Below are 14,551 nucleotides of genomic sequence, written 5' to 3' on the forward strand. Positions count from 1 at the left end.
AGTGAATCGTGCGAACCGGTAACCGGGTTCATTCGAAGGGGTGGCGAATGGTGGCGTTTTCGGGAACCGCCTCGCCGGGGGCGTGATCGTAGGATTACTTTCAGTGCACAGTCCCTGGATGTGGTGCTCGCTCGAACGCGAGCTGACGACGGGCGGAGTACGGATCGGTACATGCCCCTGGCATGAGGCGGTTCCCTGTCGGGACGGTTGATACGTCGCATCCCGGGGACAACTGACCGTGACAGAAGGCATTCTGGTGGCGGTTCGGGAAGATTCGTGGGATGGGGGCGTTCCGGGTGGGTGACGGCGGCGGCGGTGCTGGGAAGCGCCCCAATGCGCAATTGCAGTCGTGGTTCGTGCGCAGCGGCTGGTCAAAGGGGGAGCTGGCGCGCCAAGTCAACCGCAGAGCGCGGCAGTTAGGCGCCCACCACATCAGCACGGACACCTCGCGGGTGCGCCGCTGGCTGGACGGCGAGCAGCCCCGGGAGCCGATTCCGCAGATTCTCTCCGAGCTGTTCTCCGAGCGCTTCGGCTGTGTGGTCGGCATGGAGGACCTCGGGCTGCGCGCCGTCCACCGGTCACCGTCCGTGTCCGGTGTGGATCTTCCCTGGGCCGGGCCCGAAACGGTCGCGCTGATCGGCGAGTTCTCCCGCAGCGACCTGATGCTCGCCCGCCGCGGCTTCCTCGGCACCTCGCTCTCGCTGTCCGCGGGCCCCGCCCTCATCGAGCCGATGCAGCGCTGGCTGGTGCCCTCCACGGGCGGACAGCTTGGCGGCGCCAAGGCGGCGGACGCCGGGCGCGCGCGCCGGGTCTCCCGGCTCTCCGAGCCGGAGCTGGAGCTGCTGGAGTCCACCATCGTGATGTTCCGCGCCTGGGACGCCCAGTGCGGCGGGGGGCTGCGCCGCAAGGCGGTGGTCGGCCAGCTGCACGAGGTCACCGACCTGCTCCAGGAGCCGCATCCGGAGGCCGTCTCCCGGCGGCTGTTCAAGGTCGCGGGCGAGCTCGCCCAGCTGGCCGGGTGGATGAGCTATGACATCGGGCTCCAGCCCACCGCGCAGAAATACTTCGTGCTCGCCCTGCACGCCGCCAAGGAGTCCGGGGACCGCCCCCTCGGCTCGTACATCCTCTCCGGCATGAGCCGCCAGATGATCCACGTCGGCCGGCCCGACGACGCGCTGGAGCTGATCCACCTCGCGCAGTACGGCAGCCGGGAGAACGCCACCCCGCGCACCCAGGCCATGCTGTATGCGATGGAGGCCCGCGCCTACGCCAATATGGGCCAGCCCAGCAAATGCCACCGCGCGGTGAAGATGGCCGAGGACACCTTCGCCGACTGCGCCAAGGGCGACGGCGACCCCGACTGGATCCGCTTCTTCTCCGAGGCCGAGCTCAACGCGGAGAACGCCCACTCCTACCGCGATCTCGCCTATGTCGCCGGCCGCAGCCCCACCTACGCCAAGATGGCCGACCCGGTGATGCGCCAGGCCGTGAAGCTCTTCGGCCAGGAGACGGAGAACGACGCGGGCCCCCAGCGTTCGTATGCGCTCAACCTGATCGGCATGGCCACCGTCCATCTCCTCCAGAGGGAGCCGGAGCAGGCCGCCGGGGTCGCCCGCCTGGCGCTGCCGCTCGCCAAGCGGGTGCGCTCGGAGCGGGTTAACAACCGGCTGCGCAAGACCGTGGACACGGCGGTGCGCCAGTTCGGCGACGTGCCGGAGATCGCCGATCTCGGCGAGCGGCTGGCCACCCTCATGCCCGACACGCCGGGAGCTGCGGGGCCCGGCCAGGCCGTCTGAGCGGTCCCGGCGGTGGTTGCGACACGGTAACGGAGGGCTCCGCCCTGACAGCCGCGGTTCATCGGCACGTAACACTCCCGCGGCCTTCGTCACTGCGGTGAAACATCGGGCGGCATCGGCTGAAACGGTGCTGCGCCAACCTCGAGGCGAATACCGGCCCCCCGATGTCCTGCCCGCACGGGCCGTCGTTTCGAGGAGACGTCCACATTGAATGGCGCAAATACCGCGTTCGTATTGATCAGCGCCGCGCTCGTGATGCTGATGACCCCTGGCCTGGCCTTCTTCTACGGCGGCATGGTGCGGGTGAAGAGCGCCCTGAACATGCTGATGATGTCCTTCATCTCGCTCGGCGTCGTTTCGCTGCTGTGGGTGCTGTTCGGCTACTCGCTCACCTTCGGCGATGACATCGGCGGCGGGCTGCTGGGCAATCTCGACCACATCGGCTTCAAGGGCATCGAGCCGACCTCGCTATGGGGCGAGAAGCCCGACGCGATCCCGGTCCTGGCCTTCGCGCTCTTCCAGCTGATGTTCGCGGTGATCACCCCCGCGCTGATCAGCGGAGCCGTCGCCGACCGCGTCAAGTTCGGTGCCTGGGCCCTGTTCATCACCCTGTGGACCACGGTCGTCTACTTCCCGGTAGCCCACTGGGTCTGGCAGGCCGACGGCTGGCTGTTCAAGAAGGAGGTCATCGACTTCGCGGGCGGCACGGCGGTCCACATCAACGCGGGCGCCGCGGGCCTGGCCGTGGCCCTGGTGCTCGGCAAGCGCATCGGCTTCAAGAAGGACCCGATGCGCCCGCACAACCTGCCGCTGGTGATGCTCGGCTCCGGTCTGCTGTGGTTCGGCTGGTTCGGCTTCAACGCCGGCTCCGCCCTCGCGGCCAACGAGACCGCCGCCAACATGGCCTTCAACACCCAGGTCGCCACCGGTGTCGCGATGCTCGGCTGGCTCGCCTACGAGCGCATCCGGCACGGCGCGTTCACCACGCTGGGCGCCGCCTCCGGCGCGGTCGCGGGCCTGGTCGCCATCACCCCCTCGGGTGCGGCGGTGAACGCCTGGGGCGCCATCGTGATCGGCCTGGTGGCCGGTGTCGTCTGCTCCTGGGCCGTCAGCCTCAAGTACAAGCTCGGCTACGACGACTCGCTCGACGTGGTCGGGGTGCACCTGGTCGGCGGTGTCATCGGCACCCTCCTGGTCGGCGTCCTGGCCACCGACGGCGTCGGCGGCGCGGCCCAGCTCGGCAAGCAGGCGCTCGGCGCCTTCACGGTGCTGCTCTACTCCTTCGTCGTCTCCTGGATCCTCGCCAAGCTCATCGACGTGACCATCGGCTTCCGGGCCAGTGAGGACGAGGAGCTCGGCGGCATCGACCAGGCGTTCCACGCCGAGACCGCCTATGACTTCAGCGCGGTGGGCGGGTCCGCCCGTAGTACGGTGCCCGCCGCGACCGGCGCGTCCGCGCCGCAGAAGCCGCACAACAAGAAGGTGGACGCGTGAAGCTCATCACCGCAGTCGTGAAGCCGCACCGGCTCGACGAGATCAAGGAAGCGCTGCAGGCGTTCGGCGTCCAGGGCCTGACCGTCACCGAGGCCAGCGGCTACGGCCGTCAGCGCGGCCACACCGAGGTCTACCGGGGCGCGGAGTACACCGTCGATCTGGTGCCGAAGGTGCGCATAGAGGTGCTGGTCGAGGACGAGGACGCAGACGACCTCGTCGACGTCGTGGTCAAGGCCGCCCGCACCGGAAAGATCGGGGACGGCAAGGTCTGGAGCGTCCCCGTCGAGACCGCCGTCCGGGTCCGTACCGGGGAGCGCGGCCCGGACGCCCTCTGAGGGCCGGGCCGGGACGCCCTCCGAGGGCCGCGGCCCGGGCGCCCTCCGAGGGCCCGGCACGAGCCGGACAACCAGTCGCACGCTGACAGGGAGCCGAGTTGACGGAAAGCCTCGAGACCACGACCGACACCACCGACTCGGGGCCCGGCGGCTACGCGGCGGCCCGGCTGCGACTCCTCCAGGAGGGGTCGCGGTCCGGGCCGCCGCGCCGTTCCGCCCTGGCCGAACTCACCGACCAGTGGCTCGCCGCGCTGCTCACCGGCGGGGCACAGACCGCCGGGATCGGCCAGGGCGTCGCCCTGGTGGCGGTCGGCGGCTACGGACGCGGCGAACTCTCCCCGCGCAGCGACCTGGATGTGCTGCTGCTGCACGACGGCTCCGCCGACCGCTCGGCCCTCGCCGCGCTCGCCGACCAGGTCTGGTACCCGGTCTGGGACATGGGCCTCGCCCTCGACCACTCGGTGCGCACCCCCGACGAGGCCCGCGCGACCGCCGCCGAGGAGCTGAAGGTCCAGCTCGGCCTGCTCGACGCCCGCCACATCGCGGGCGACCAGGCGCTCACCGCCGATCTGCGCACCACCGTCCTCGCCGACTGGCGCGCCCAGGCCCCGCGGCGGCTGCCCGAGCTCCACGCGCTGTGCCAGGAGCGCGCCGAGCGCCACGGTGAGCTGCAATTCCTGCTCGAACCCGATCTGAAGGAGGCCCGCGGCGGGCTCCGCGACGCCACCGCGCTGCGCGCCATCGCCGCCTCCTGGCTCGCCGACGCCCCCCGCGAGGGCCTCGACGACGCGCGGCGCCGGCTGCTGGACGCCCGCGACGCGCTCCATCTGTCCACCGGCCGCGCCGCCGACCGCCTCGCGCTCCAGGAACAGGACCAGGTCGCGGGCGCCCTCGGGCTGCTGGACGCCGACGCCCTGCTGCGCCAGATCTATGAATCCGCCCGGATCATCTCCTACGCGAGCGATGTCACCTGGCGCGAGGTCGAGCGGGTGCTGCGCGCCCGCTCGGCCGCCCGGCCCCGGCTGCGCGGACTGCTCGGTGGCCTCGGCGGGCGCCCGGGCGGCCGTGGGGGCGCCGGAGGCGGCGCGGACACGGGGGAGCGCAGCCCGCTCGCCGAGGGCGTCGTGGAACAGGACGGCGAGGTGGTGCTGGCCCGCACCGCGCGCCCCGACCGTGACCCCGTGCTCACCCTGCGGGCCGCCGCGGCCGCCGCCCAGGCCGGACTTCCGCTGTCGCCGCACGCCGTAAGACGGCTGTCCGCCGCCGCCCGGCCGCTGCCCGTGCCGTGGCCGCCCGAGGCCAGGGAGCAACTGATCACGCTGCTGGGCGCGGGCGAGTCCACCGTCGGCGTGTGGGAGGCACTGGAGGCCGAGGGGCTGATCACCCGGCTGCTGCCGGACTGGGAGCGGGTGCGCTGCCGTCCGCAGCGCAACGCCGTCCACCGCTGGACCGTGGACCGGCATCTGGTCGAGACCGCGGTCCGGGCCAGCGCGCTCAGCCGCCGGGTCGGCCGCCCCGATCTGCTGCTGGTCGCCGCGCTGCTGCACGACATCGGCAAGGGCTGGCCCGGCGACCACTCGGTGGCCGGGGAGACCATCGCCCGCGACGTCGCCGCCCGCATCGGCTTCGACCGGGCGGACGTCGCGGTCCTCGCCACCCTCGTACGCCACCATCTGCTGCTCGTCGAGACCGCCACCCGGCGCGACCTGGACGACCCGGCCACGGTGCGCTCGGTCGCCGAGGCCGTCGGCGGCGCCACCACTTTGGAACTGCTGCACGCCCTCACCGAGGCCGACGCGCTCGCCACCGGCCCCGCGGCCTGGAGCGCCTGGCGCGGCTCCCTCGTCGCCGACCTGGTCAAACGGGTCTCGGCGGTGCTCGCGGGCGAACCCGCCGACGACTGGTCCACCCCGCAGCAGACGACGGCCGAACAGGAACGCCTCGCGATCGAGGCATGGCGCACCGGCGGACCGGTGCTGGCCCTGCACGCACGCTCCGAGGCGCTGGCACCGGGCGAGGCGGACGGCCGCCTAACGGGCACCGCCGAAGGGCCACCGGAGGAGGGGACCACAGGCCCCGAGCCAATCGGCGTGGAACTGCTCATCGCCGTCCCCGACCAGCCCGGCGTCCTTCCCACGGCGGCCGGCGTCCTGGCCCTGCACCGCCTTACGGTGCGTGCGGCGGACCTGCGCGCCCTCGAACTGCCGTCGGAGCTGGACGCGGCGGGCGCGGCGGCCGGGGTGTTGCTGCTGAGCTGGCGGGTCGCGGCCGAGTACGGTTCGCTGCCACAGGCCGCCCGACTGCGGAACGACCTGCTCCGCGCCCTGGACGGCTCGCTCGACATCGTCGCCCGCCTAGCCGAGCGCGAGGCCGCCTACCGCAAGTACCCACGCCGCCGCGGGGTGCACGCCCCACCACCACGGGTGACGGTCGCACCCGGCAGCTCCCAGCTCGCCACGGTGATCGAGGTCCGCGCCCAGGACGCCCCCGGTCTGCTGCACCGGATCGGCCGTGCCCTGGAGGACACCGGGGTCGCGGTGCGCAGCGCCCATGCCTCCACCCTCGGCGCCAACGCCGTGGATGCGTTTTATGTCACGGACAGCTCCGGCGCCCCCCTGAAGCCCATGCACGCGGCCGAGGTGGCCCAAAAGGTCGAGCGAGCGCTGACCAGCCCGTCCGACGCTTGAGCAGGGGACCCCCGGGCGGCTGTCCGCCGCCGCCCAGCCAAGGTGCCGCTTCCTGGCCTCTCCGGCGTTTTCCCAGCCTCTCCGACGCTTGAGGAGCGGGTCCGGGACGGAGAGGTGCCACTTCCCAGCCCGTCCGACGCTTGAGGAGCGGGGTCCGGGGCGGAGCCCCCGGAACGGGGCCCGGGGCGCAGCCCCGGTTCGGGAAGGGGCGGGGTGGGGAAAGACACCCCGTCCGGGCGTCGCACGCCCGGGGGCAGACCGTTCCCGCGACGGGCGGATACCCTTGGAGGCCGACCACCGACCCGACATCCGACCGAAGGATTCGCGACCACCGTGTTCGATACCCTCTCCGATCGCCTCGCAGCGACTTTCAAGAACCTCCGGGGCAAGGGACGCCTCAGCGAGGCGGACATCGACGCCACGGCACGCGAGATCCGGATCGCCCTGCTCGAGGCCGACGTGGCGCTGCCCGTCGTCCGGTCGTTCATCAAGCAGGTCAAGGAGCGGAGCCTCGGGGCCGAGGTCTCCCAGGCGCTCAACCCCGCCCAGCAGGTCATCAAGATCGTCAACGAGGAGCTGATCGGCATCCTCGGCGGCGAGGCGCGGCGCCTCCGCTTCGCCAAGCAGCCGCCGACCGTGATCATGCTCGCCGGTCTGCAGGGTGCCGGTAAGACCACGCTCGCCGGAAAGCTCGGCCGCTGGCTGAAGGGCCAGGGCCACGCCCCGCTGCTCGTCGCCTGTGACCTCCAGCGCCCCAACGCCGTCAACCAGCTCTCGGTGGTCGCGGAGCGGGCCGGCGTCGCCGTCTTCGCCCCCGAGCCGGGCAACGGCGTCGGCGACCCGGTCAAGGTGGCGCAGGACTCGATCGAGTTCGCCCGGACCAAGCAGCACGACGTCGTGATCGTCGACACCGCGGGCCGCCTCGGCATCGACGAGGAGCTGATGCGGCAGGCCGCCGACATCCGCGACGCGGTGCGCCCGGACGAGGTCCTCTTCGTCGTCGACGCGATGATCGGCCAGGACGCGGTGAACACCGCGGAGGCGTTCCGCGACGGCGTCGGCTTCGACGGTGTGGTGCTCTCCAAGCTGGACGGCGACGCGCGCGGCGGTGCCGCGCTGTCCATCGCGCATGTCACCGGCCGCCAGATCATGTTCGCCTCCAACGGCGAGAAGCTGGACGACTTCGACGCGTTCCACCCGGACCGCATGGCGTCCCGCATCCTCGGCATGGGCGACATGCTCAGCCTGATCGAGAAGGCCGAGCAGACCTTCAGCCAGCAAGAGGCCGAGAAGATGGCGGCCAAGCTGGCGAAGGGCCCCAAGGAGTTCACGCTCGACGACTTCCTGGCGCAGATGGAGCAGGTCCGCAAGATGGGCTCCATCTCCAAGCTGCTCGGCATGCTGCCGGGCATGGGCCAGATGAAGGACCAGATCAACAACCTGGACGAGCGGGAAGTGGACCGCACCGCGGCCATCATCAAGTCGATGACCCCGGGCGAGCGCCAGGACCCCACGATCATCAACGGCTCGCGCCGCGCCCGTATCGCCCGCGGTTCCGGCGTCGAGGTGAGCGCGGTCAAGAACCTGGTGGAGCGGTTCTTCGACGCGCGCAAGATGATGTCGAAGATGGCCCAGGGCGGCATGCCGGGGATGCCCGGGATGCCGGGTATGCCGGGCGTGGGTGGCGGAAAGCGCAAGGGCAAGCAGCAGAAGAAGGCCAAGGGGAAGCAGCGCAGCGGAAATCCGTTGAAGCGCGCTCAGCAGGAGCAGGAAGCCGCGGCGCGCCGCGAGCAGGGCGGCGCGTTCGGGCTGCCCAGTGGCGAACAGGACGGACAGAACTTCGAACTCCCCGACGAGTTCAAGAAGTTCATGGGCTGAGCCGCCCGGCGCCCCCCGGGGCGTCCTCGTACGAACGAACCGTAAGGCCCCTGCGCGCATGGCGGATTCCAGGGGCCTTACGTGACGGCCCCGTTCAGAGGCGGCAGATCAGATAGCGGAAGACGTTCGGCATCCACACCGTGCCGTCCGCGCGCTGATGCGGATGGAGCGCCTCGGCGATCTCCTTGCGGATCTGGATGGGATCCGTGACCCGCTCCGCCGCGTCGAACAGCCCCGTCGACAGCAGGCCGCGCACCGCGCTGTCCATGTCGGCGTAGCCGAACGGGCAGGCCACCCGGCCCGATCCGTCGGGCCGCAGCCCGGCCGACGCGGTCAGTTCCTCCAGGTCGTCGCGGCCGCGCGGCCACCAGCGCGCGGCAGGGGGCGCCTCAGCCTCCCGGTGGTGGCCGGGGGAGCCCATCGGATCGGCGAGCCGGGCGCCCACCCGCAGTACCCCGGAGGTGGCGCAGCGCTCCGGCGGCCCCCATCCGGCGAGCACCACGGCCCCGCCGCGCTCGGTGTGCGCCGTGGCGGCCGCGAGGGCGGACGCCGCGACGGACACCTCCGCCCCGGGGCTTATCCCGCCCAGGGCCGACAGCGGCTCGAAGGCGGTCACCACCGTGAAGGCCGACTCCGCCGCGGCCTCCCGTACGCAGGGGCTCTCCGGGCCGCCGAGGCCCAGCCGGGCGGGCAGTGCCGGGCCGCCCGGCGCGCCCACGGCCGTCAGCCGCTGGCGGGCGAGGTCCAGGCGCCGCTCGTCCGTGTCCACCCCGCAGACCGTGGCGCCGCGCGCGGCCGCCATGAGGAGGGCGAGCCCGGAGCCGCAGCCCAGGCCCAGCAGCCGGGTCCCGGCGCCGACGTCCAGCCGTTCGTACACGGCCTCGTACAGCGGGACCAGCATCCGCTCCTGGATCTCCGCCCAGTCGCGGGTGCGAGCGTGGGCGTCCGTCGTCCGCGACGAGGAGGGGTGCGGGCGGTGCCGCTGTACGAGCGTAGATGTCATCGAAAGGGCCCCAATCAGCGAAGAGCAGTGCCGTCGTCAGATTCGGTGTCACATCCGCCGTTGTGCGTTGTGACGTCCCACCCCCAAATGCCAGGGAACTCCGCATCCGTCCCCGCGTCCAGAGGTTTCACGGCCGTGCTTGCGTGCCCCCTTTGTGCGCCCCCGTACACCTGTGCGTACCCCTCGCTCCCCGAACCGCCCCCTGACCTCCGCCGGGCTGGTGGCCGGTGTTGGGCGATGGCCGGCAATGATCGGCTCGTTTTGCTTGATTCACGGTTCGGTACCTCACCACCGTACGATCGGCGCCATGGCCAAGACTCCCGTGCTCACCCCGCGGGCGGAGGACTTCCCCCGCTGGTACCAGGATGTGATCAACAAGGCCGAGCTGGCCGACAACGGCCCGGTGCGCGGCACCATGGTGATCCGACCGTACGGGTACGGGCTGTGGGAGCGGATGCAGCAGGACATGGACGCCCGCATCAAGGCGGTGGGCGTCCAGAACGCGTACTTCCCGCTCTTCATCCCGCAGTCGTATCTGGCCAAGGAAGCCGATCACGTCGAGGGGTTCGCGCCGGAGCTCGCGGTCGTCACCCATGGCGGCGGTAAGGAGCTCGAGGAGCCGGTCGTCGTCCGGCCCACCTCCGAGACGATCGTCAACGAGTACTTCTCCAAGTGGGTGCAGAGCTACCGCGATCTGCCGCTGCTGATCAACCAGTGGGCCAATGTGGTGCGTTGGGAGCTGCGGCCGCGGCTGTTCCTGCGGACGACCGAGTTCCTGTGGCAGGAGGGGCACACCGCGCACGCGTCGTACGAGGACGCCAGGGACTTCGCCGCCCGGATCCACCGCGAGGTCTACGCCCGGTTCATGGAGGACGTCCTGGCGATGGACGTGGTCCTGGGCCGCAAGACCGCCCGGGAACGGTTCGCCGGCGCCCTCAACACCCTCACCCTCGAAGGGATGATGGGCGACGGCAAGGCGCTGCAGCTTGGCACCAGCCATGAGCTCGGCCAGAACTTCGCCCGGGCCTTCCACACCAGCTATCTGTCCAAGGACGGCGAGCAGGAGCTGGTCTGGCAGACCTCCTGGGGCAGCACGACCCGGATGGTCGGCGCGCTGGTGATGATGCACGGCGACGACAACGGCCTGCGGATTCCGCCGAGGCTGGCCTCGATCCAGGTCGTGGTGCTGGCGATCAAGGGCGACGACGCGGTGCTCGCCAAGGTCCGCGAGATCGGCGAGCTGCTCTCCGCGGCGGGCGTGCGGGTCCACGTCGACGACCGTACGGACACCCCCTTCGGCCGGCGCGCGGTCGACTGGGAACTCAAGGGCGTGCCGGTCCGGGTCGAGGTCGGCCCGCGCGACCTGGAGGGCGGCACCGCGATGGTGGCCCGGCGGATCCCCGGCGGCAAGGAGCCGGTGCGCGCCGAACTGCTGCCGGAGCTGCTGCCCAAGGTCCTGGAGGAGGACCAGGCGCTGCTGCTGCGGCAGGCCCGTGAGCGCCGTAAGGCGCGCACCACGGAGGTGGCGACCATGGAGGAGGCCGCCGAGGCCGCGGCGGCGGGTGGCTGGGCCCGTATCCGGTGGGCGGACCTGGGGCCGGAGGGCGAGGCGGCGCTCGCCGAGCGATCCGTGTCCGTCCGGTGTCTGGTCACCGAGGACGGGGCGGTGCCGGACGCCGACGACGCTCCCGGTAACGTCGCAATCGTCGCGAGGGCCTACTGAGGCGGTACGTACCGGCTTGATGCACGGTGCGTGGCTCATCCACACATTTACGCACCCGCCCCTCGTCGTCGTACATCACCGTGAACTGACTGGTACGTGCAAATTATTTGGGATGCCCCGGAATCGGAACACCGGACCGGTCCTGCTCGTTAGCACGACGTGAGCACGACACCACCTGTTCTCGCCGCAGAGCTGGCGCAGGCGTGGGCCGACATTCAACGGCACCACTCCGAGCTGCCAGATCTCGCCGCGCCCGAATCGCTGATCGGAGAGTCGTCGTCCGCATGTGGCGCCGAGCTCTCCTTCGAACGGCTGCTGCATGAGGCAGTCCATGGGATCGCCGCCGCCCGCGGTGTCCGTGACACCTCACGCGCCGGCCGCTACCACAACCGCCGGTTCCTGGCGATCGCCGAGGAGCTGGGGCTCGACCACCCCGAGGAGCCGCATCCCAGCAGCGGCTTCTCGCTGGTCACCCTCAGCCCCGAGGCGAGAAAGCGGTACCGGACCACGATCGACCGCCTCCAGCGCGCGCTGAAGGCGCACACCGTGGCGACCACCGCCGAGACCTCCCGCACCTTCCGCGGGCCCGCCGCGCGTCACGGCTCGTCCGGTGGCGGGGTCCGGGTCAAGGCGGTGTGCGACTGCGGGCGCAATGTCCGGGTCGTCCCGTCGGTGCTGGCCCAGGCGCCGATCATGTGCGGTGGATGCGGTAAGCCCTTCCGCATTCCGGAGGCGGTGGCCGCGGTCGGCTGACCTGTCCCGGTGTGGCAGAATGGTCTGCTGTACTCGACAGTCGACCAGGACCCCTCTCTCCTCCGGCTGACGCGTCCATCGGGCACTCGGGTACCGCAACCCCACGCGGCACGTCGCAGTGCTCAACCACGTCAAGACCAGGAGACACCACTTCCGTGGCAGTCAAGATCAAGCTGAAGCGTCTGGGCAAGATCCGTTCGCCTCACTACCGCATCGTCGTCGCCGACTCCCGCACCCGCCGTGACGGCCGGGCGATCGAGGAGATCGGCCTGTACCACCCGGTGCAGAACCCGTCGCGCATCGAGGTCGACTCGGAGCGTGTGCAGCACTGGCTGAAGGTCGGCGCGCAGCCGACCGAGCCCGTGCTGGCCATCCTGAAGGTCACCGGCGACTGGCAGCAGTTCAAGGGTCTGCCCGCCCCGGCTCCGATGAAGGTCGCCGAGCCGAAGGCCGACAAGCGCGCCCTGTTCGAGGCGGCCGCCAAGGACGCCGGAGACGAGCCGAAGGGTGAGGCGATCACCCAGAAGGCGAAGAAGGCCGAGAAGAAGTCGGACGAGGCGGCTGACTCCGCTGAGTCCACCGCGTCGACTGAGGCCTGAGGATGCTCGAGGAAGCCCTCGAGCACCTGGTGAAGGGCATCGTCGACAACCCCGACGACGTGCAGGTGGCCTCGCGCACCCTGCGGCGTGGGCGTGTGCTGGAGGTCCGGGTGCACCCCGATGACCTCGGCAAGGTGATCGGCCGCAACGGCCGCACCGCACGCGCCCTGCGCACCGTCGTGGGCGCCATCGGCGGCCGCGGGATCCGCGTCGACCTCGTCGACGTCGATCAGGTCCGCTGAGGCGATCAAAAAGAGCACCGGCACGGGCCGGGGAGGGCTTTGGGCCGTCCCCGGCCCGTGTGTGTGAAGGGACATCGCATCGTGCAGTTGGTTGTCGCGCGGATCGGCCGTGCCCATGGCATCAAGGGCGAGGTCACCGTCGAGGTGCGGACGGACGAGCCGGAGCTGCGGCTCGGCCCGGGTGCCGTGCTGACCACCGAGCCCGCCTCGGCCGGGCCGCTGACCATCGAGTCCGGCCGGGTGCACAGCGGCCGGCTGCTGCTGCGCTTCGAGGGCGTACGCGACCGCAGCGCCGCGGAGGCGCTGCGCAACATCCTGCTGATCGCGGAGGTCGACCCCGAGGAACTCCCCGAGGATCCCGAGGAGTTCTACGACCATCAGCTGATCGACATCGATGTGGTCACCGTGGACGGCACCGAGGTCGGGAGGATCTCCGAGATCTCCCATCTGCCGTACCAGGACCTGCTGATCGTGAAGCGCCCCGACGGGGGTGAGGTGATGATCCCGTTCGTCTCCGAGTTCGTGCCGGAGATCGATCTGGAGGCGCAGCGCGCCGTGATCGACCCGCCGCCGGGCCTGCTCGACGAGGCCGAGGCGGAGATCGCGGGCAGCCGTAAGGACGAGACCGCGGGTGGCCGTAAGGACGAGACCGCCGACAGTCGTACGGGCGAGACCGACGGCAGCCGTAAGGGCGACACCGCGAGCGGCCGTGAGGACGAGTCGTCATGAGGCTCGACGTCGTCACGATCTTCCCCGAGTACCTGGAGCCGCTGAACGTCTCGCTGGTCGGCAAGGCACGCGCCCGCGGCCAACTCGACGTGCGGGTCCACGATCTGCGCGGCTGGACGCACGACCGGCACAACACGGTCGACGACACCCCGTACGGCGGCGGCCCCGGCATGGTCATGAAACCCGAGCCCTGGGGTGAGGCGCTTGACTCGATCATGGAGTCGGGCGAGGCGGAGGGGCTGGTCAAGCCCACGCTGATCGTGCCGACCCCGAGCGGCCGTCCGTTCACCCAGGCCCTCGCCGTCGAGCTCGCCGAGTGCCCCTGGCTGGTCTTCACGCCCGCCCGCTACGAAGGCATCGACCGTCGGGTGATCGAGGAGTACGGCGAGCGGCTCGAGGTCCACGAGGTCTCGATCGGCGATTACGTGCTGGCCGGCGGCGAGGCCGCGGTGCTGGTGATCACCGAGGCGGTGGCCCGGCTGCTGCCGGGCGTGCTGGGCAACGCCGAATCGCATCGCGACGACTCCTTCGCCCCCGGCGCGATGGCCGACCTCCTGGAGGGGCCCGTCTACACCAAGCCCCCCGAGTGGCGCGGCCGCTCCATCCCGGAGGTGCTGATCAGCGGCCACCACGGCAGGGTCGGCCGCTGGCGCCGGGACGAGGCGTTCCGCCGTACCAGCGAGAACCGCCCCGATCTGATCGAGCGCTGCGACCCGGCGACGCTCGACAAGCACGACCGCGCGCTCCTGGCCGAGCTGGGCTGGGAGGAGCTGCCCGGGACCGGCGGGGCCCGATTTGGGCGGCCGGACCGCGCCGTGGAAGAATAGGCCGCTGCCGTACGTCCGGGTGTGCGCCCCTGCCACAGGGGGACCGACGCCCACCCGATGAGGGCGGTACTCCGAATCATCATCCGATATGCCGCTGATGACCTGTGGCATCAGCGAGGAAAGCAGACGATCATGTCTCACCTGCTCGACACCGTCGACTCCGCGTCGCTGCGCAGCGACATCCCGACCTTCCGCCCCGGCGACACGGTCAACGTCCACGTCCGCGTCATCGAGGGCAACCGCTCCCGTGTCCAGCAGTTCAAGGGCGTCGTCATCCGCCGCCAGGGCTCCGGTGTCCGCGAGACCTTCACCGTCCGCAAGGTGAGCTTCAGCGTCGGCGTGGAGCGCACCTTCCCGGTGCACACCCCGATCGTCGAGAAGATCGAGGTCGTCACCCGCGGTGATGTGCGCCGGGCGAAGCTGTACTACCTGCGCGACCTCCGCGGCAAGGCCGCCAAGATCAAGGAGAAGCGCGACAACTGAGA

General features: G+C 71.1%; 13 protein-coding genes. 12 read left to right on the top strand and 1 reads right to left on the bottom strand.

Annotated elements, in window-relative coordinates; translation table 11 throughout:
- Positions 1 to 281 precede the first annotated feature (281 nt).
- From J5X86_RS17510 to ffh, 5 genes are all read left to right on the top strand, one after another.
- Positions 282 to 1,796: a hypothetical protein gene (locus tag J5X86_RS17510; protein ID WP_208517715.1), complete on the top strand. Its 1,515-nt coding sequence runs from the start codon at positions 282 to 284 to the stop codon at positions 1,794 to 1,796.
- A gap of 207 nt (positions 1,797 to 2,003) precedes the next feature.
- Positions 2,004 to 3,290, top strand: coding sequence for an ammonium transporter (locus J5X86_RS17515; protein ID WP_208517716.1), 1,287 nt, complete (start codon positions 2,004 to 2,006; stop codon positions 3,288 to 3,290).
- Complete coding sequence (locus tag J5X86_RS17520) at positions 3,287 to 3,625, top strand: P-II family nitrogen regulator (protein WP_014055184.1); 339 nt, start codon at positions 3,287 to 3,289, stop codon at positions 3,623 to 3,625. The genes J5X86_RS17515 and J5X86_RS17520 overlap by 4 nt, the downstream gene beginning before the upstream one ends.
- 98 nt (positions 3,626 to 3,723) lie before the next feature.
- Positions 3,724 to 6,312 (top strand): [protein-PII] uridylyltransferase, encoded by a 2,589-nt coding sequence (locus tag J5X86_RS17525; protein ID WP_208517717.1) that lies wholly within the window; start codon positions 3,724 to 3,726, stop codon positions 6,310 to 6,312.
- Positions 6,313 to 6,645: 333 nt separating this feature from the next.
- On the top strand, positions 6,646 to 8,190 hold the full coding sequence (ffh, locus tag J5X86_RS17530; RefSeq protein ID WP_208517718.1) for a signal recognition particle protein: 1,545 nt from the start codon (positions 6,646 to 6,648) through the stop codon (positions 8,188 to 8,190).
- Positions 8,191 to 8,284: 94 nt separating this feature from the next.
- Here ffh and J5X86_RS17535 read toward each other — a convergent pair whose 3' ends face one another.
- Positions 8,285 to 9,193: a methyltransferase domain-containing protein gene (locus J5X86_RS17535; protein ID WP_208517719.1), complete on the bottom strand. Its 909-nt coding sequence runs from the start codon at positions 9,191 to 9,193 to the stop codon at positions 8,285 to 8,287.
- Positions 9,194 to 9,500: 307 nt separating this feature from the next.
- On the opposite strand from J5X86_RS17535, the gene proS reads away from it, so the two are divergent.
- The 7 genes from proS to rplS all read left to right on the top strand — a co-directional run bounded on the left by proS (position 9,501) and on the right by rplS (position 14,549).
- A complete protein-coding gene (gene proS / locus J5X86_RS17540; RefSeq protein WP_208517720.1) occupies positions 9,501 to 10,916 on the top strand; it encodes a proline--tRNA ligase in 1,416 nt (471 codons plus the stop codon).
- Positions 10,917 to 11,075: 159 nt separating this feature from the next.
- Positions 11,076 to 11,669 (top strand): hypothetical protein, encoded by a 594-nt coding sequence (locus J5X86_RS17545; RefSeq protein ID WP_014055189.1) that lies wholly within the window; start codon positions 11,076 to 11,078, stop codon positions 11,667 to 11,669.
- A 155-nt stretch (positions 11,670 to 11,824) separates the two neighbouring features.
- Positions 11,825 to 12,268 (top strand): 30S ribosomal protein S16, encoded by a 444-nt coding sequence (gene rpsP / locus J5X86_RS17550; RefSeq protein ID WP_078643988.1) that lies wholly within the window; start codon positions 11,825 to 11,827, stop codon positions 12,266 to 12,268.
- Positions 12,269 to 12,270: 2 nt separating this feature from the next.
- Positions 12,271 to 12,510, top strand: coding sequence for an RNA-binding protein (locus tag J5X86_RS17555; protein WP_003980229.1), 240 nt, complete (start codon positions 12,271 to 12,273; stop codon positions 12,508 to 12,510).
- Between the two features lie 81 nt (positions 12,511 to 12,591).
- Complete coding sequence (rimM, locus tag J5X86_RS17560) at positions 12,592 to 13,239, top strand: ribosome maturation factor RimM (protein WP_208517721.1); 648 nt, start codon at positions 12,592 to 12,594, stop codon at positions 13,237 to 13,239.
- Complete coding sequence (gene trmD / locus J5X86_RS17565; RefSeq protein ID WP_208517722.1) at positions 13,236 to 14,066, top strand: tRNA (guanosine(37)-N1)-methyltransferase TrmD; 831 nt, start codon at positions 13,236 to 13,238, stop codon at positions 14,064 to 14,066. Before rimM ends, trmD begins: the two co-directional genes overlap by 4 nt.
- Before the next feature lie 132 nt (positions 14,067 to 14,198).
- On the top strand, positions 14,199 to 14,549 hold the full coding sequence (gene rplS / locus J5X86_RS17570) for a 50S ribosomal protein L19 (RefSeq protein WP_014055193.1): 351 nt from the start codon (positions 14,199 to 14,201) through the stop codon (positions 14,547 to 14,549).
- Positions 14,550 to 14,551 lie beyond the last annotated feature (2 nt).

The sequence above is a fragment of the Streptomyces sp. NEAU-YJ-81 genome (assembly GCF_017592595.1).
GTDB classification, from domain to species: domain Bacteria; phylum Actinomycetota; class Actinomycetes; order Streptomycetales; family Streptomycetaceae; genus Streptomyces; species Streptomyces hygroscopicus_B.

What these genes read in the sequence shown, in the direction of transcription:
- J5X86_RS17510 (WP_208517715.1), top strand. Translation starts at nt 282, where the DNA reads ATGGGGGCGTTCCGGGTGGGTGACGGCGGCGGCGGTGCTGGGAAGCGC.
- J5X86_RS17535 (WP_208517719.1), bottom strand. Translation starts at nt 9,193, where the DNA reads ATGACATCTACGCTCGTACAGCGGCACCGCCCGCACCCCTCCTCGTCG.
- proS (WP_208517720.1), top strand. Translation starts at nt 9,501, where the DNA reads ATGGCCAAGACTCCCGTGCTCACCCCGCGGGCGGAGGACTTCCCCCGC.
- J5X86_RS17555 (WP_003980229.1), top strand. Translation starts at nt 12,271, where the DNA reads ATGCTCGAGGAAGCCCTCGAGCACCTGGTGAAGGGCATCGTCGACAAC.
- trmD (WP_208517722.1), top strand. Translation starts at nt 13,236, where the DNA reads ATGAGGCTCGACGTCGTCACGATCTTCCCCGAGTACCTGGAGCCGCTG.
- rplS (WP_014055193.1), top strand. Translation starts at nt 14,199, where the DNA reads ATGTCTCACCTGCTCGACACCGTCGACTCCGCGTCGCTGCGCAGCGAC.